Genomic DNA, 16,966 nt, shown 5'->3' with positions numbered 1-16,966 from the left:
CGCCTGCACCTACTCTCCTTTTACTGCTTTAACTGTTTTTAACGCCGATTTTATATCATCATAAATAATATTTCCAACAACTACTGTATCAGCATATTGTGCCATTTCTTTCGCCTGTTCTGCATTAGAAATACCACCGCCATAATATAACTTAGCTTGTTTCAATTCTGCTTTTACATTTTTAACAAGTTCAACATCTCCATACGTACCGCTATATTCTAAATAAAATATCGGTAAACGTAATAGCTTGTCTGCTAAACGAGCATATGCAATAACGTCATCTTCTGTTACATCACATTTCGCTTCTGTAAGCTGGGCTACTTTCGCTTCTGGATTTAAAACACAATACCCTTCCATAAAAATTTCGTCCCAGTCCATAATATCCCCAAATTCTTTCAATGCCTCATGATGAACACCTGTTACCCATTCTACTTTTCGGCTATTTAAAACACTTGGGATGTAATAAAAATCAAATCCTGGTGTAATTGCTTCTACATCAGAAACCTCTAATACACAAGGAACTGCATATCTACGAATGCTAACTAGCATGTGTAATACGTTATCAATTGTAACTCCATCACTTCCGCCTACAATAACCGCATCAGTTCCAGACTCACAAATCATTTCTAAATGTTCATCGCTTAACTCCTTATTTGGATCAAGCTTAAATACATGTTTCCATCCGGAAATATCGTACATGAAAACACCCTTCCTTTTCTCTAGTTATATATATTTCTGTTCAAAATAACAGTTTATTTTCATCATTATTGTTTTAACTTCATCTTAAATATTTGTTTAAAACGGAGAATTAAGTTTGGAATTACCTCTTCCATATTTTTTAAACTAGAGGATTTAATTTTGAAGTTCCTTTTATGCATTCTTTCATTATAACAAAAAAAGTTACTTACACACACGCACAATCCAACATCTTTTTCCACGTCAAATGTTGGATTACATATCCCAAAAATCAAACGGGATACTAATAAAAGAAATAGTATTATCTATTTCAACTTTCATAAAAAGGAGTGTTTTTCTAATGAAGCAAAATATCGGGACAATAAACGCTCTAATTCGAATTACACTTGGGCTCGTCCTCTTCGGATGTAGTGCAACTAAACTTGTACGCAAGCCGTGGTGCACTTGGTCTAACATTTTTCTATGGATTGGTGCAATGAAAGTTGCAGAAGGAATTGTTCGTTTCTGCCCTGTTGTTGAAATGTGGAAATTCGGAAAATACATGAACATGGGGGCATTTAAAATGCCTAGCATGAATTTTGCTGAAAAAGGACATGCTAAAGAAGAAGTGAATCAAACTTCCACTCATGACAAGCCAGAGTCAAAAGGAAGTTATGACGCTTCTGACAAAGAGATTGAGTCAGCGATTGAAGATATAATCCTGGCAAAACCGCTTTGAATCATTTGTCACGATGTAAGATGCTCTCAAAGGGACTTAGCTGCTGCAGTGGGCGGTTAAGTCTTCTTTATTTTACCATAAAACAGAACATATATTCTCTTTTTGAACCTTAAAATGTATATAAAAGATATCAACCAATAAAATTCAGAAAATTAGATGCATACCTCTTGCTTAAAATGATATAAAAGTGATATCATTTTTATATCAGGAGGCGATCATATGAAAGAAAAACAAGTATTTTATGTAAATGGTTTTCTCGGTATTATTGGAATTTTGATTTTAGCTGCTATCGGTGTATTTTTCCTTGCACAAGAAATTTTCATAGGAGCGGCACTAACTATTATATTAGCCGCAGTTCTCGCTACAGGTATCGGTATTGTTCAACCGAATCAAGCGAAGGTTATTACGTTCTTCGGTAATTATTTAGGAACAATTCGTCAAAACGGTTTATTTTTAACGATTCCGTTCGCATTCCGTCAAACTGTATCTTTACGTGTTGAAAACTTTAACAGTAAAAAATTAAAAGTAAATGACGTTGATGGAAATCCAATTGAAATTGCAGCTGTTATCGTATATAAAGTTGTTGATTCTGCAAAAGCAATGTTTGGTGTTGAACATTATGATCGATTTGTAGAAATTCAAAGCGAAACGGCAATCCGCCATGTTGCAACAAAATATCCTTATGACAATTTCCAGGATGAAACCTGCGTTACGTTACGCGGAAATACTGAAGAAATCTCTGAAGAATTAAAACGTGAGTTAGAGGCGCGTCTTGAAATTGCTGGTGTAGAAGTATTAGAAACTCGTTTAACGCACTTAGCTTACGCAACAGAAATTGCCCATGCAATGCTACAACGCCAGCAAGCAAAAGCAGTATTAGCTGCTAGAAAAGAAATTGTTGAAGGTGCTGTGAAGATGGCGAAAGATTCCATCCATATGTTAGATGAAGAAGGCGTACTAGAACTCGATGACGAGCGTAAAGCAAATATGGTAAACAACTTATTAGTTGCCATCGTTTCAGATAAAGGTGCGCAGCCAGTTATTAATACAGGAAGCCTATACTAAGGGCTATAAGTAATTATGGCTAAAAAGAAAAGCTTTCCATTACGTATTGATCCTGAATTACACGCAGTCATCGAAAAATGGGCAAATGATGAATTTCGTAGCGTCAATGCACACATCGAGTATTTACTTCGAGAAATGGCAAAGCAAAAAGGGAAATTAAAAAAAGATAAAGATGCATAAAAAATCCCGCTGATTCCTCAGCGGGATTTTTACATATTAACTTTTCGTCATCTCATGCCCAATTGCACGATATCCTATATCACTTCGATAAAATAGACCATCACTCTCAATTTTACCGATTTCTTTATATACTTTATCTTTTGCTTCTTGTAAACTATTTGCCTTACAAGCAACAAATAATACACGGCCACCGTTCGTTACAAAGTCCCCATGTTTCATTGCTGTACCTGCATGGAAAACAATCACATCTTGCAGTGCATCTAGTCCGCTAATAATATCACCTTTTTTATATGCTTCTGGATATCCTTTAGAAGCAAGTACAACACCGATTACCGCTTCTTCTGACCATTGTAACGTTAGTTCACTTTCATCTAATACAGCGTTACATACATCAACTAAATCGTTTTCTAATCGAGGTAATACAACTTCTGTTTCAGGATCACCGAAGCGTGCATTAAATTCAATTACCTTCGGACCATCATTTGTTAAAATAAGACCTGCGTATAAAATACCTGTAAACGAACGGTTTTCTTCAATCATCGCCTTAGCAGTTGGATGCAATACGGTTTGAATCGCTTCTTGAACTGCTGATTCTGGAATTTGTGGTACTGGAGAATATGCACCCATTCCACCCGTATTTGGACCTTTATCACCATCAAAAGCTCTTTTATGATCTTGGGCGATTACCATTGAATGTACAGTTGTTCCATTCACGAATGCCATTAATGAAAATTCTTGTCCATCTAAAAACTCTTCAATAACAACCTTCTTACTTGCCGCGCCGAATTTCACATCTTGCAGCATTTCTTTCACAGCTTGTAATGCCTCTTCAAGCGTCATCGCTACCGTTACACCTTTACCAGCAGCTAGGCCGTCAGCTTTAATAACGATTGGTGCACCAACTTTTTGAATGTACTGTACTGCTTCTTCATAATCTGTAAAAGTTTCGTACGCCGCAGTTGGAATATCATACTTTTTCATAAGCTCTTTTGTAAAAGCTTTACTACCTTCAATAACAGCAGCCGCTTTATTCGGACCAAATACGCGAAGTCCCTCTTCTTTAAAACGATCAACAATTCCATTCATAAGCGGAATTTCTGGTCCAACGAAAGTTAACTCAACATTATTCTCTTTTGCAAATAAAACTAATGCATCAAAATCATTTTCATCAATATCAACTGGTGTTGCAACATCTCTCATACCTTCATTACCTGGTGCTACATATACCTTTTCTACTTTTTCAGATTGTGCAAACTTCCAAGCTAAAGCATGCTCACGCCCACCGCGGCCAATTACTAAAACATTCATATTTCATCCCCCAATAATTAAATAAGTACAAACTAGAAGCTATGCTCCTAGTTTGCTTTTTCATATCAATAAAAGGTTATCTCGACCGGACTTTTTAAACATCCATATCAAGAAAGGTTTAAAAAGGAGGATTAAGAGAACCAAGCAGGTCGAGGCGCATTTGCCAGGAGGACACGGAGTGTAGCTTTCCTACATGAGTACCGCACTGGCGATGCAACGACGACATGCGAAGGTTATCTTAACCGGACTTTTTTAACATCCATATCAATAAAGGTTTAAAAAGGAGGATTAAGAGAACCAAGCAGGTCGAGGCGCATTTGCCAGGAGGACACGGAGTGTAGCTTTCCTACATGAGTACCGCACTGGCGATGCAACGACGACATGCGAAGGTTCTCTTAACCGGACTTTTTAAACATCCTCTATTAGTGTTTGAAATGACGTACGCCAGTGAACACCATAGCAATCCCATAAGTATCTGCCACTTTAATAGAATCTTCATCACGGATTGATCCGCCCGGTTGAATGATTGCTGTAATTCCTGCTTTTGCTGCTTCTTCTAATGTATCTGGCATTGGGAAGAAAGCATCAGATGCAAGTGCGCTACCTTGTGCTTTTTCACCAGCTTGTGTAATTGCGATTTTTGCAGAACCTACACGGTTCATCTGTCCCGCACCAACACCAATTGTCATATCATCTTTCGCTAAAACAATTGCGTTTGATTTCACATGTTTTACAACTTTCCAAGCTAGTTTTAAATCTTTCCATTCTTGCTCTGAAGGTTCACGTTTCGTTGGAATTGAAATTGTACTTTCATCTAATGATAACGTATCTTCCTCTTGAACGAGAAGTCCACCTTGTATAGAAGTTAGTTTTTTGCTTGCACTTGTCGCTTTTTCAATATTTATAGTTAATAAACGTAAGTTCTTCTTACTTTGCAACACCTCTAAAGCTTCTTGTGAGAACGAAGGTGCGATAACAATTTCTAAGAAAATTTCATGTAACTTTTCTGCTGTAGCTTTATCAATTTCACGATTTGCTGCGATAATACCGCCGAAGATTGATACTGGATCTGCTTCATAAGCACGAGTATATGCTTCGTGAATATTAGTTCCTACTCCAACACCACATGGATTCATATGTTTTACTGCTACTACTGCTGGTTCTGTAAATTCTTTTACGATGCTAAGCGCTGCGTCTGCATCATTAATATTGTTATACGATAATTCCTTACCGTGTAATTGTTCTGCGTATGCAACAGAAGAAGTTGCTGCAAATGGCGCTTTATAGAAAGTTGCTTTTTGATGTGGGTTCTCGCCATAACGTAAGTCTTGCTTTTTCTCAAATGTCACAGTTAATGTTTCTGGACTTTCTTCACCCATTTGCTCTGTTAAGTAGTTAGAGATTAACGCATCATATGCCGCTGTATGACGGAATACTTTCGCTGCTAATTTACGTTTCGTTTCTTCTTTTACTTCACCGTCTTCTTTCAGTTCTGCTAATACAACATCGTAATCTACTGGATCTACAATTACCGATACAAATTTATGATTTTTCGCAGCAGAGCGAATCATTGTCGGGCCACCGATATCAATATTTTCAATTGCATCAGCAAATGTTACATCAGGCTTAGCGATTGTTTCTTTAAATGGGTATAAGTTAACAACAACAAAGTCAATTGGCTCTATACCTAACTCATTCATTTGTGTTACATGTGTTTCATTATCACGAACTGCTAATAGACCACCATGAATATTTGGATGTAATGTTTTCACACGGCCATCCATAATTTCAGGGAAACCAGTTACTTCAGAAATGCCGATTACTTGTAAGCCATTTTCTTCTAGTAACTTTTTCGTACCACCTGTTGAAATAACTTCAATCCCTTGTTCTAGTAACCCTTTAACAAATTCTACTACTCCTGTTTTATCTGAAACACTTACTAATGCACGCTTTTTCATTTATCCTTCACCCCTGGTTGTATGTTAGTTAACAGTTGATTCTTTCACAGACTGAACAATTTGATTCACTGTATTTACGTATAATTTATGTTCAACTTGTTGAATTTTCTTTTGTAAGCTTTCTCTCGTATCCCCTTCAGAAACAACCACTGCTTCTTGTGCAATAATTGGCCCTGTATCCATACCTGCATCTACATAATGAATTGTTACTCCAGTTACTTTCACACCTGCTTCTAACGCTTGACCGACAGCATCTTTACCCGGAAAGCTCGGTAGTAATGATGGATGAATATTAATAATCTTCCCGCCGTATGCTTCTAGTAACGTCGGCCCGATTAAACGCATATATCCAGCTAAAATAACATAATCAATTTCATATTCTTCTAGCTTCTTTAATATCTCTTTTTCAAACGCTTCTTTTGACTCATATGCTTTCGCTGAAAAAGCAAAACACGGAATATGATGATAATTTGCCCGTCCAACAGCTCGTGCTTCTGGTTTATCACATACTAATAAACTAATTTCTGCACCCAATCTTTTTTCTTCTACCGCATTAACGAGAGATTGAAAGTTAGATCCACTTCCAGAAGCAAAAACTGCTAATCTACTCATAGTGCTGTGCCCCCATTAAAAGTAACGCCAGCTCCTTGTATAGTACGTCCAATAATACGAGCCATTTCTCCTTGCTCTTCAAGAAGACGAACAACATCTTTTGCATCTTCTTCCTTCACTGCTACTACCATACCAATACCCATGTTAAAAATATTGAACATTTCTTTCTCTTCCAGTTTTCCAACTTCTTGAAGCAAACTAAAGATCGGCTGAATTTCCCAAGATCCTAGTTCAATCTCAGCACCGATTCCTTCTGGCAACATGCGTGGAATATTTTCAATAAATCCACCACCTGTAATATGCGCCATACCGTATACTTCATGTTCCTTCAATAGTTCTAAAATAGGTTTGACATAAATTTTCGTTGGTTTTAATAATTCTTCACCAAGAGGTAGTTCTAAGCGGCCATAAATACGCTCTAAAGATAGTTCCCCATCTTCTAATAACACTTTTCGTACTAAAGAGTAACCATTGCTATGAATACCGCTAGATGCTAAGCCAATTAGCACGTGACCAGCTTCAATCTTTTCACCTGTTACAATTTTCTTTTTATCAACAATCCCAACTGTAAAACCAGCTAAATCATATTCTTCCGTAGAATACATTCCTGGCATTTCAGCTGTTTCTCCACCGATTAATGCACAACCAGCTTGGCGACAGCCCTCTGATATACCTTTGACGATGTTTTCAATTTTACTAGGTTCAGCTTTACCACAAGCAATATAATCAAGGAAGAAAAGCGGCTCTGCTCCTTGGACAACAATATCATTTACACACATTGCTACTGCATCAATACCAATTGTGTCATGTTTATCTGCCATAAAAGCGAGCATCAATTTCGTTCCCACGCCATCTGTTCCAGATACTAATACAGGTTCTTCTAATGCAAATTTTGATAGATCAAACATACCTCCAAAACCGCCTAAACCGCCTAGTACTTCTTTTCTCATAGTTGTTTGTACGTGTTTTTTCATGCGAGATACCGCTTCATATCCAGCTTCAATATCTACTCCTGCTTGCTTATATGCATTCGCCATCGTTATTTACACCTCGTCTTTTAATTTCTCCCCATCCAGGGCGGGCTATTTTAAGAAAGGATCTAGCTTCTACATCAAAAGAAGTAGAAGCTTTTCTCACTTTTCTTATTTCATGCTTTCTAAAAGCTCTTGCTCATAATCATAAAGAGCTGTTGGATAGTCCCCATTAAAGTAAGCCATGCATAGGCCGCCATATTTCCCTTCATATGGACGTCCAATTGCATCTACTAATCCATCTTCGCTTAAAAATGTTAAAGAATCTGCTCCGATCATTTCACGGATTTCTTCTACTGTATGATTTGCTGCAATTAATTCTTTTCTCGTTTGAATATCAATGCCATAGAAACATGGATATTTCAGAGGTGGTGAAGCAATTCTTACGTGAACTTCTGTCGCTCCAGCCTCACGAAGCATACGAACAATTCGTTTACTTGTCGTTCCTCTTACGATAGAGTCATCAATCATAACAACTCGTTTCCCTTCAACTACACCTCTTACTGCGGAAAGCTTCATCTTAACCCCTTGCTCGCGCAGTTCTTGAGAAGGTTGAATAAACGTACGTCCAACGTAACGATTTTTAATTAATCCTAACTCATATGGAATACCTGTCGCCTCCGCATAGCCAATCGCAGCTGAAATACTAGAGTCTGGTACACCAGTAACAACATCTGCTTCAATAGGAGCTTCTGCCGCTAAACGTTTCCCCATATTCTTACGTGCTGCATGAACATTAACGCCTGCAATATTAGAATCTGGTCGTGCAAAGTAAATATATTCCATACTACAAATTGCATGTTCTACATCGTTGGTGAAACGATCTACGTGAATTCCTTCATCATTAATGATAAGTAATTCACCCGGTTCTACATCACGAATGTATGTTGCACCTACTACATCAAAAGCACATGTTTCAGATGCTACAACGTAAGCATCCCCCATCTTTCCAATTGAAAGCGGACGGAACCCATTCGGATCTAATGCAACGATCATTTCATTTCCAGTTAGTAAAAGATACGCAAACGCACCTTTCACCTTATTTAAAGCCTCTTTTACACTTTCAATTAAAGAATCTTTCGTGCTACGTTTAATAAGATGTAAAAGTACTTCTGTATCTGAACTAGTTTGAAAAATACTGCCCTCTGCTTCTAATTCACGACGAAGCATTTTTGCGTTAATTAAATTTCCGTTATGAGCTAACGCCATACTATGATCGGAAAAACGGAACAACAATGGTTGAACGTTAGCAACTTCACTTCCACCAGCTGTTGCATATCGTACATGTCCGATTGCTGATTTTCCATTTAATCCTTCTAGCTCACCTCTTGAAAACACTTCTGATATTAAACCTAACCCCTTGTGACCGACGATTTTTTCCCCATTATTTACGACAATGCCTGCGCCTTCTTGCCCACGGTGCTGTAAACTGTGCAATCCGTAGTATGAAACTTGTGCTGCATTTTCATGCCCCCAAATTCCGAAAACGCCACATTCTTCGTTTAACCCCTTTATTTCAGCAAGCATGGGATTGCCCCTTTCCAAGCCTTTCTCATTTCATCTACATTTGCTGTAAGTAATACTTCATTTTCTTCATTATGAATTGTTACTTCATTTGTACTTGTTACTTCTCCAACTTGGATTGCTTCTACCACTTTCTCAAACGCCTCTTTATTTTCACGTTTTACAGTTATCACGAAGCGAGACTGTGATTCAGCGAATAATGCTGCTGTTGCTTCTCCATCTAATTTCACAGTAGCACCTAAGCCTTTAGCACCAATTGCACTTTCTGAAATCGCAACTGCTAAACCACCTTCAGCAACATCATGTGCAGATTGAACAAGACCAGCTTGAATTGCTTCTAATACTTGTTTTTGGCGTTTTAATTCTACATCTAAATCGATACTTGGTGATTGACCGAAAATTTTGCCGTGAATCATTTTCTGTAATTCACTTCCGCCAAACTCAGCTTGCGTCTCACCAATTACATACACTAAATCACCAGCTTGCTTAAACTCTTGTGTTGTTACATGTTTTAAGTCATGCACAAGTCCGACCATCCCAACAGTTGGTGTTGGATATACAGCTTCACCACTACGCTCGTTATACATCGATACGTTTCCGCCGATAACTGGTGTTTGTAATGTGCGACAAGCTTCACTCATACCGTCTACTGATTTCTCAATCTGCCAGAAGATTTCTGGTTTTTCTGGGTTACCGAAGTTTAAGCAATCTGTAATTGCAAGTGGCTCTCCTCCAGAACATACGATATTACGCGCTGCCTCTGCTACTGCAATTTTACCGCCCATCTCTGGGTCTAGATAAATGTAGCGAGAGTTACAATCTGTCGTCATTGCTAATCCTTTTTCTGTACCGCGTACACGTACAACTGCAGCATCTGAACCTGGCGTAACAACTGTGCTTGTGCGAACTTGGTAATCGTATTGATCGTATACCCACTCTTTACTTGCAATTGTTGGTTGCTGTAATAAAGCGAATAACGTTTCTTTATAATTTTCTACTTTTGGCGTTTCCATTTTCATTGCTTGGAATTCAGCAAAGTATGCTGCTTCTTTTGATGGCTTATGATAAATTGGTGCTTCTTCTGCTAAAGCATCTGCTGGAACTTCAGCTACCTTTTCACCTTTATGGAATAAACGAAGCATTTTATCTTCCGTTACTTTCCCCATCGTAACCGCTGCAAGACCATACTTCTCAAATAAATCTACTATTTCTTGTTCTCTACCTTTTTTCACAACAATTAACATACGCTCTTGTGATTCAGATAGCATCATTTCATATGGTGTCATTCCTGTTTCACGCTGTGGTACATCATCTAAGTACATTTCAATACCCATTCCTGCTTTACTTGCCATTTCTGCAGATGATGATGTTAAACCAGCCGCACCCATATCTTGAATTCCAACAAGTGCATCGGATTGAATTAATTCTAAACACGCTTCAATAAGAAGTTTTTCCATAAATGGATCCCCTACTTGAACCGCTGGACGTTTCGCTTCTGAGCTTTCAGATAGTTCTTCCGACGCGAATGTTGCACCGTGAATACCGTCACGACCAGTTGATGCTCCTACGTACATTACTGTGTTACCAGCACCGTGCGCTTGCCCTTTTTTAATGTCTTCGTGGTTAATCAAACCTACGCACATTGCATTTACAAGTGGATTTCCTTCATAACATGGATCAAATTGTACTTCGCCGCCAACAGTCGGAATACCGATGCAGTTACCGTATCCTGCAATTCCTGCTACTACTTCTTCGAATAAATATTTCACACGTGGTGACTGTAATTCACCGAAACGAAGTGAGTTTAATAGAGCTACCGGGCGTGCTCCCATAGAGAATACGTCACGAATAATACCACCAACACCTGTTGCAGCTCCTTGATATGGTTCAATAGCTGAAGGATGGTTATGACTTTCCATTTTAAATACAACTGCTTGATTATCACCGATATCTACAATTCCAGCACCTTCTCCAGGTCCTTGCAGAACGCGCTCACCTGTAGTTGGAAACTTACGAAGAACTGGTTTCGAATTTTTATAACTACAATGTTCAGACCACATTACAGAGAATAACCCTGTTTCTGTATAATTTGGCAGACGACCTAAAATCTTTTCAACCATGGCAAACTCTTCGTCTGTTAGCCCCATTTCCGCATATATACGCTCTTCTTTAATTTGTGTTGGATTTGGTTCAAGCATTAACGACATATGTTTCCCTCCACTGTTTTAAGATAGATTGAAAGACTTTTAACCCTTCAGCACCGCCAAGTAATTCATCTACAGCACGCTCTGGATGTGGCATCATACCAAGTACATTTCCTTTTTCATTTACAATACCAGCAATATCTGAAACGCTACCGTTAGGGTTTTCTACGTAACGGAATGCGATTTGATTGTTCTCTTCTAATTGTTTAAGCGTCGCTTCATCACAATAGTAATTCCCCTCACCATGCGCGATTGGAATATTAATTACTTCATCTTTTCCATATTGTGATGTAAACATCGTTTCATTATTTTCAACACGCAACTGAACAGTGCGACACATAAATTTTAAGTTTTCGTTTCTCATTAACGCTCCTGGTAGTAATCCTGATTCAACAAGAATCTGGAATCCATTACATACACCTAAAATCGGCTTTCCTTGCTCAGCAGCTTTTTGCACTGCTTTCATTGCATTAGCAAAGCGAGAGATAGCACCGCAGCGTAAGTAGTCACCATAAGAAAATCCACCTGGTAGTAGAATTGCATCATATTCATCTAGATTCTCTGTATCGTGCCAAACGTAATCTACTTCTTCGCCAAGCTCATCTTTAATTGCATGGAACATATCGACATCACAGTTCGAACCCGGAAATACTATTACGGCAAATTTCACTGTGCGACAACCTCCTCAACTTCATAACGGAAGTCTTCCATTACAACGTTCGCTAATAGTTTTTCACACATTTCCTTTACCTTGCTATCTAAATCAGATACAGATTTATCAATTGTTAGTTCCATGTACTTTCCGATTCGAACATCTTGTACTTCTGTGAATGAAAGACTATGAAGTGCTCCTTTTACTGCTGTTCCTTGTGGATCTAATACGCTTTCTCTTAATGTTACATATACCTTAACTTTATACATGTGAAATTCCCCCTAAACGTTTTAAAATCTCTTCATAAGCATCTGTTAAATTTCCAAGATCGCGACGGAATACGTCTTTATCAAACTTTTCATTGCTCGTTTCATCCCATAAACGGCAAGTATCCGGTGAAATTTCATCCGCTAAAATGATTTCTCCTTCTTCCGTTACACCAAACTCTAATTTGAAATCTACTAATCTTACACGACAGCTTGCGAAATGATCAATCAACACTTGATTGATTTGTAGAGCCATATCTCGTAATACACTTACTTGCTCTGGTGATGCAACGTTTAATACACGAATATGATCTTCCGTTACAAGCGGATCTCCTAAATCATCATCTTTGAAGTAAAATTCTACGATTGGTTCTGCAAGTACAGTTCCCTCTTCCATTCCTAATCGTTTTGAAAGACTTCCTGCAATTACATTTCTTGTGACAACTTCTAAAGGAATAATACTCACTTTTTTAACAAGTTGTTCTGTTTCAGATAACTTCTCAACAAAATGTGTTTTAATTCCCACTTCTTGTAACTTTCTGAACAATAAAGTTGTAATTTCATTGTTCAAACGACCTTTTCCTGTAATCGTCTCTTTTTTCTCCCCATTGAAAGCAGTCGCACTATCTTTGTACTCTACCCAAACCATATCTGCTGATTCTGTACGATAAATTCTTTTTGCCTTACCTTCATACAGCAATTCTAGCTTTTGCATTTCGCAAGCCCCCTGTAGTTTGAAAAATGTGAATAATGTTTTTATAAAGAATGGCACAGAATGACTCTATTCTGTGCCATATGAAATTTTACGCTTCGTTTAATCCAAGGCGTTCAAAGATTGTATCAACGTGTTGCATATGATGCTCATAGTTGAAGCATTCATTAATTTCTTCTTGTGTTAACTTGCTTGTAATACGCTCATCAGCTTCTACAAGCTCTTTAAATTGTACTTGTGTTTCCCAAGCTTCCATCGCTTTAGGCTGTACGATATCATAAGCTTCTTCACGTACCATACCTTTGTCGATTAGTGTAAGCATTACGCGCTGAGAATAAATTAAGCCGTATGTTCTTGTCATATTGCGTTTCATATTCTCTGGGTATACAGTTAAGTTTTTAACGATATTACCAAAGCGATTTAACATGTAATTTAATGCGATTGTAGCATCTGGTAAAATTACACGTTCTGCCGAAGAGTGAGAAATGTCACGCTCATGCCATAATGGAACATTTTCGTAAGCTGTCATCATATAACCGCGGATAACACGAGCTAAACCAGTCATATTTTCAGAACCAATTGGATTACGTTTATGTGGCATTGCAGAAGAACCTTTTTGACCTTTTGCGAAAGCTTCTTCAACTTCACGTGTTTCACTCTTTTGTAAACCACGAATCTCAACTGCCATCTTTTCGATAGATGTTGCAATTAGTGCAAGTGTTGACATGTAGTGTGCGTGACGATCACGTTGCAATGTTTGTGTTGAAATTGGTGCTGCTTCTAATCCTAAGTTTTCACAAACATATTTTTCTACGAATGGATCGATATTTGCATATGTACCAACCGCACCAGATAGTTTACCAACACGAACTGTATCAGCAGCTTGTTTGAAACGCTCTACGTTACGTTTCATTTCTTCATACCAAAGACCAAGTTTTAAACCAAATGTTGTTGGTTCTGCATGAACACCATGTGTTCTTCCCATCATGATTGTGTATTTATGCTCTTTCGCTTTGTTAGCTAAAATGCTTACAAAGTTCTCTAAGTCTTTTAATATAATTTCATTCGCTTGTTTTAAGATGTAAGATAATGCTGTATCTACTACGTCTGTAGATGTTAAACCGTAATGAACCCATTTACGTTCCTCACCTAATGCTGGCGTTTCTGATACAGCACGAGTGAATGCAACTACGTCATGACGTGTTTCTTTTTCAATTTCATAAATACGATCAATATCAAATGATGCATGCTCACGAATTTTCTTAACATCTTCTTTTGGAATATCGCCAAGCTCAGCCCATGCTTCACAAGCTAAAATCTCAACTTCTAACCATGCTTTAAATTTGTTCTCTTCCGTCCAAATTGCACCCATTTCTGGGCGTGTATAACGACTAATCATCTTTTTCCCTCCAACAGTTGTTCTTGATGGTCCCAAATATGCAAACTCTTCGCTTTTTCTAGAGCGACTTCAATATTATCATTTAAAATATTAACATGCCCCATTTTTCGCTGTGCTTTTGCTTCTTCTTTTCCATACAAGTGTAAATAGCACCCGGTTAATCTATTCACTTGTCTTAGGACCCCTTCTATATGTTCGCCTAAAATGTTTACCATGACAACTGGTTTTAACAAATTTGTTTCTCCTAGAGGTAAATTACAGATTGCTCGAATATGTTGACCAAATTGACTCGTCTCACATGCATCCTGTGTATAGTGTCCTGAATTGTGAGGTCTTGGCGCTAATTCATTAATATAAATCTCACCATTATCTGTAGCAAACATCTCTACAGCTAGTGTTCCCACAAGTTCTAATTCATCCGCAAGTACCTTTGCATAAGCAATTGCTTTTTGAGAAAGCTCTTCTGTAATGCGAGCTGGAACGATAGATTCATGTAAAATGTTATTTACATGAATATTTTCTGCTACTGGAAACACTTTTGTTTCACCACTTACACTACGAATCACAATAACTGATACTTCTTTTTCAAAAGGCACCCATTTCTCTAAAATACATTCTGCTTTATCCACAAGATTTCTTGCTGTCTCAACATCAGCTTCACTTCTTAAAACAACTTGTCCTTTCCCATCATATCCACCTGTCGTCGTTTTTAAGACGGAAGGGAATGATAACTCAGCAATTGCTTCTGTAAGCTGATCTTGATTTTGAACTAATCTATACGTTGCTACTGGTAACCCAGCCTTCTCAATCGCATTCTTTTCTGTAAAACGATTTTGCGTTGTATTTAACAACTGACTACCTTGTGGTAAGTACGCATGTTTTTCAAGCCATTGTAAACATCTATAATCAATATTCTCAAATTCATATGTGACAACATCACTTATCTCTGCTAAATGCTGAATTGCTTTTAAATCATCATATGGTGCAACAATTTCAATATCAGCAACTTGTGCACATGGTGAATGCTTTGTAGGATCTAAAACAGCAATTTTATATCCCATTTCCTTAGCTGCCAATGCCATCATTCTTCCTAGCTGGCCGCCTCCAATAATACCGATTGTTTTTCCAGGTAAAATGATTCTCGTCATACTAGCTCACTACCTTCACGCACATCTTTTTCAATCGCTTCTCGTCTCAATTCTAATGCATCATGTATATCATCATGGAATGATCCAAGTATTTGTGCGGCAAGTAATCCAGCATTCGTTGAACCAGCTTTACCAATTGCAACAGTTGCAACTGGAACACCTCCTGGCATTTGGACGATGGATAATAATGAATCTAAGCCGTTTAATGCTTTTGATTGAACTGGAACTCCAATTACAGGAAGATTTGTCTTCGCTGCAACCATTCCTGGTAAATGTGCTGCTCCACCAGCTCCAGCAATAATAACTTTCAATCCACGTTCACGAGCCGTCTCTGCATATTCAAACATATAATCCGGAGTCCGATGAGCGGATACAACTTTTTTCTCATACGGTATATTTAATTCATCTAAAATGTCACAAGCATATTTCATTGTTTCCCAGTCTGACGTGCTTCCCATTATGACTCCAACTAGTGATTTCATATTAGAATCCCCCCGATTCAAATAAAAAAAGCCTGAAATAGAACAGTTTCTCTTTTACTATGAGAGAAAGCGCTCTACTCAGGCATACGTATCCCTTGTGAATAGAAAAATACCGAGTGACTTTCCCTCATAGTCTAACGAATAACGGTCGTTAGGTAGAGACTTGCAGGCCATATCCCCGCGATTATATGAGGTCTTATATTATTGTTTCTATGGCTATATTAACAATATTTCATAAACAATGTCAATAAATAATCGAATGTTTTTTTATTAGTAGTCAATAACGTTCGTGTTTTAGTTATATTCAAAAGAAGAATTGCAACTATATGCAAGAAGAAAAGGGAATTAGAATATATATTTCTAGACATCTATTTTACGTATAATCGTTTAAATGGCACTTCAGTATGTTTTAAATCAAAATATATATACTCTTGTATTATTATAACGATTTAATTTCTAAGGAGGATAACTGTTAAAGAAAGAACTATGCTATCATCCTATTTATTTTTCTCTATTGCAGTAATTTCTGTAATTATTAAATACTTATTTATAGCATCTCATTATTTAAAATATATACTTATGATAGAAATAATGTGTCCTATTTTAAGTATTACTTTAGTGGCATTAGGAAAATCAGGAACACTAAAAGTTATTGCTATTATTTTAAACAGTCTCTATTTCATTCTTTTTTCGTCTTTAGCTTTATTAAATTTATGGATTATAACATTCGGTAAATAGAAATAAACACAAAAAAACCTAAGTCAAAATGACTTAGGTTCTTGCTTGGCGACGTCCTACTCTCACAGGGACAAGGTCCCAACTACCATCGGCGCTAGAGAGCTTAACTTCCGTGTTCGGTATGGGAACGGGTGTGACCTCTCTGCCATCATCACCAAACTATTGAAGGTATATTCCTTCAAAACTAGATAACATTGCTTCATATTATATGGTTAAGTCCTCGATCTATTAGTATTCGTCAGCTCCACATGTCACCATGCTTCCACCTCGAAC

At 37.6% G+C, this 16,966-nt stretch carries 17 protein-coding genes, 1 rRNA gene and 1 riboswitch; of the genes, 4 read left to right on the top strand and 14 right to left on the bottom strand.

The features are described from left to right. Positions 1–9: 9 nt before the first annotated feature. Positions 10–699 carry a heptaprenylglyceryl phosphate synthase gene (locus ACK1U5_RS24225; RefSeq protein WP_000272103.1) on the bottom strand — a complete coding sequence of 230 codons (690 nt, stop codon included), beginning with the start codon at positions 697–699 and terminating at the stop codon, positions 10–12. 337 nt (positions 700–1,036) lie between these two features. Between ACK1U5_RS24225 and ACK1U5_RS24220 the strand changes: the two genes are divergently transcribed. From ACK1U5_RS24220 to ACK1U5_RS24210, 3 genes are all read left to right on the top strand, one after another. After that, on the top strand, positions 1,037–1,414 hold the full coding sequence (locus ACK1U5_RS24220) for a YgaP family membrane protein (RefSeq protein WP_000812345.1): 378 nt from the start codon (positions 1,037–1,039) through the stop codon (positions 1,412–1,414). Positions 1,415–1,633: 219 nt separating this feature from the next. Beyond that, a complete protein-coding gene (locus ACK1U5_RS24215; RefSeq protein ID WP_000660669.1) occupies positions 1,634–2,479 on the top strand; it encodes an SPFH domain-containing protein in 846 nt (281 codons plus the stop codon). Between the two features lie 15 nt (positions 2,480–2,494). Then, positions 2,495–2,659, top strand: coding sequence for a toxin-antitoxin system HicB family antitoxin (locus ACK1U5_RS24210; RefSeq protein ID WP_001085171.1), 165 nt, complete (start codon positions 2,495–2,497; stop codon positions 2,657–2,659). 36 nt (positions 2,660–2,695) lie between these two features. Here the strand turns inward: ACK1U5_RS24210 and purD are convergent, their stop codons facing one another. The 12 genes from purD to purE all read right to left on the bottom strand — a co-directional run bounded on the left by purD (position 2,696) and on the right by purE (position 15,955). Further along, positions 2,696–3,967: a phosphoribosylamine--glycine ligase gene (purD, locus tag ACK1U5_RS24205; protein ID WP_057528538.1), complete on the bottom strand. Its 1,272-nt coding sequence runs from the start codon at positions 3,965–3,967 to the stop codon at positions 2,696–2,698. Positions 3,968–4,389: 422 nt separating this feature from the next. After that, positions 4,390–5,925: a bifunctional phosphoribosylaminoimidazolecarboxamide formyltransferase/IMP cyclohydrolase gene (gene purH / locus ACK1U5_RS24200; RefSeq protein WP_000745436.1), complete on the bottom strand. Its 1,536-nt coding sequence runs from the start codon at positions 5,923–5,925 to the stop codon at positions 4,390–4,392. 24 nt (positions 5,926–5,949) lie between these two features. Next, complete coding sequence (gene purN / locus ACK1U5_RS24195) at positions 5,950–6,537, bottom strand: phosphoribosylglycinamide formyltransferase (RefSeq protein ID WP_000088596.1); 588 nt, start codon at positions 6,535–6,537, stop codon at positions 5,950–5,952. Then, the gene (purM, locus tag ACK1U5_RS24190) at positions 6,534–7,574 is read right to left on the bottom strand and encodes a phosphoribosylformylglycinamidine cyclo-ligase (protein WP_069604877.1); all 1,041 of its coding nucleotides are present in this window, start codon (positions 7,572–7,574) and stop codon (positions 6,534–6,536) included. Before purM ends, purN begins: the two co-directional genes overlap by 4 nt. 105 nt (positions 7,575–7,679) lie before the next feature. Continuing rightward, positions 7,680–9,095, bottom strand: coding sequence for an amidophosphoribosyltransferase (gene purF, locus ACK1U5_RS24185; protein WP_000879025.1), 1,416 nt, complete (start codon positions 9,093–9,095; stop codon positions 7,680–7,682). Beyond that, positions 9,080–11,299 carry a phosphoribosylformylglycinamidine synthase II gene (gene purL / locus ACK1U5_RS24180; protein ID WP_000055565.1) on the bottom strand — a complete coding sequence of 740 codons (2,220 nt, stop codon included), beginning with the start codon at positions 11,297–11,299 and terminating at the stop codon, positions 9,080–9,082. The genes purF and purL overlap by 16 nt, the downstream gene beginning before the upstream one ends. After that, positions 11,283–11,966, bottom strand: a complete 684-nt coding sequence (gene purQ / locus ACK1U5_RS24175) for a phosphoribosylformylglycinamidine synthase subunit PurQ (protein WP_000666787.1) — start codon at positions 11,964–11,966, stop codon at positions 11,283–11,285. The genes purL and purQ overlap by 17 nt, the downstream gene beginning before the upstream one ends. Continuing rightward, positions 11,963–12,217, bottom strand: coding sequence for a phosphoribosylformylglycinamidine synthase subunit PurS (gene purS / locus ACK1U5_RS24170; RefSeq protein ID WP_000278823.1), 255 nt, complete (start codon positions 12,215–12,217; stop codon positions 11,963–11,965). Before purS ends, purQ begins: the two co-directional genes overlap by 4 nt. Continuing rightward, entirely contained in the window at positions 12,210–12,929 is a 720-nt protein-coding gene (purC, locus tag ACK1U5_RS24165) for a phosphoribosylaminoimidazolesuccinocarboxamide synthase (RefSeq protein WP_001170544.1), read from the bottom strand. The genes purS and purC overlap by 8 nt, the downstream gene beginning before the upstream one ends. 88 nt (positions 12,930–13,017) lie before the next feature. Continuing rightward, positions 13,018–14,325: an adenylosuccinate lyase gene (purB, locus tag ACK1U5_RS24160; protein ID WP_000625682.1), complete on the bottom strand. Its 1,308-nt coding sequence runs from the start codon at positions 14,323–14,325 to the stop codon at positions 13,018–13,020. Then, entirely contained in the window at positions 14,322–15,473 is a 1,152-nt protein-coding gene (purK, locus tag ACK1U5_RS24155; RefSeq protein ID WP_000196770.1) for a 5-(carboxyamino)imidazole ribonucleotide synthase, read from the bottom strand. The genes purB and purK overlap by 4 nt, the downstream gene beginning before the upstream one ends. Beyond that, entirely contained in the window at positions 15,470–15,955 is a 486-nt protein-coding gene (gene purE, locus ACK1U5_RS24150) for a 5-(carboxyamino)imidazole ribonucleotide mutase (protein ID WP_000839367.1), read from the bottom strand. Before purE ends, purK begins: the two co-directional genes overlap by 4 nt. Before the next feature lie 110 nt (positions 15,956–16,065). Next, positions 16,066–16,167: riboswitch (purine riboswitch) on the bottom strand. 274 nt (positions 16,168–16,441) lie between these two features. Here purE and ACK1U5_RS24145 point away from each other — a divergent pair. Further along, a complete protein-coding gene (locus ACK1U5_RS24145) occupies positions 16,442–16,693 on the top strand; it encodes a hypothetical protein (RefSeq protein ID WP_000953258.1) in 252 nt (83 codons plus the stop codon). A gap of 43 nt (positions 16,694–16,736) precedes the next feature. On the opposite strand, the gene rrf is transcribed toward ACK1U5_RS24145, so the two are convergent. After that, positions 16,737–16,852, bottom strand: a 5S ribosomal RNA gene (gene rrf, locus ACK1U5_RS24140). Positions 16,853–16,966 lie beyond the last annotated feature (114 nt).

Source organism: Bacillus sp. XB1, assembly GCF_053557995.1.
This window is presented reverse-complemented; position numbering and strand designations above follow the sequence as displayed.

Bases quoted from the DNA above. Each gene is read 5' to 3' on its own strand.
- ACK1U5_RS24220 (WP_000812345.1), top strand. From the start codon at position 1,037: ATGAAGCAAAATATCGGGACAATAAACGCTCTAATTCGAATTACACTT.
- purN (WP_000088596.1), bottom strand. From the start codon at position 6,537: ATGAGTAGATTAGCAGTTTTTGCTTCTGGAAGTGGATCTAACTTTCAA.
- purC (WP_001170544.1), bottom strand. From the start codon at position 12,929: ATGCAAAAGCTAGAATTGCTGTATGAAGGTAAGGCAAAAAGAATTTAT.
- purE (WP_000839367.1), bottom strand. From the start codon at position 15,955: ATGAAATCACTAGTTGGAGTCATAATGGGAAGCACGTCAGACTGGGAA.
- ACK1U5_RS24225 (WP_000272103.1), bottom strand. From the start codon at position 699: ATGTACGATATTTCCGGATGGAAACATGTATTTAAGCTTGATCCAAAT.
- purS (WP_000278823.1), bottom strand. From the start codon at position 12,217: ATGTATAAAGTTAAGGTATATGTAACATTAAGAGAAAGCGTATTAGAT.
- purF (WP_000879025.1), bottom strand. From the start codon at position 9,095: ATGCTTGCTGAAATAAAGGGGTTAAACGAAGAATGTGGCGTTTTCGGA.
- purD (WP_057528538.1), bottom strand. From the start codon at position 3,967: ATGAATGTTTTAGTAATTGGCCGCGGTGGGCGTGAGCATGCTTTAGCT.
- ACK1U5_RS24215 (WP_000660669.1), top strand. From the start codon at position 1,634: ATGAAAGAAAAACAAGTATTTTATGTAAATGGTTTTCTCGGTATTATT.
- ACK1U5_RS24145 (WP_000953258.1), top strand. From the start codon at position 16,442: ATGCTATCATCCTATTTATTTTTCTCTATTGCAGTAATTTCTGTAATT.
- purL (WP_000055565.1), bottom strand. From the start codon at position 11,299: ATGTCGTTAATGCTTGAACCAAATCCAACACAAATTAAAGAAGAGCGT.
- ACK1U5_RS24210 (WP_001085171.1), top strand. From the start codon at position 2,495: ATGGCTAAAAAGAAAAGCTTTCCATTACGTATTGATCCTGAATTACAC.
- purM (WP_069604877.1), bottom strand. From the start codon at position 7,574: ATGGCGAATGCATATAAGCAAGCAGGAGTAGATATTGAAGCTGGATAT.
- purK (WP_000196770.1), bottom strand. From the start codon at position 15,473: ATGACGAGAATCATTTTACCTGGAAAAACAATCGGTATTATTGGAGGC.
- purB (WP_000625682.1), bottom strand. From the start codon at position 14,325: ATGATTAGTCGTTATACACGCCCAGAAATGGGTGCAATTTGGACGGAA.
- purH (WP_000745436.1), bottom strand. From the start codon at position 5,925: ATGAAAAAGCGTGCATTAGTAAGTGTTTCAGATAAAACAGGAGTAGTA.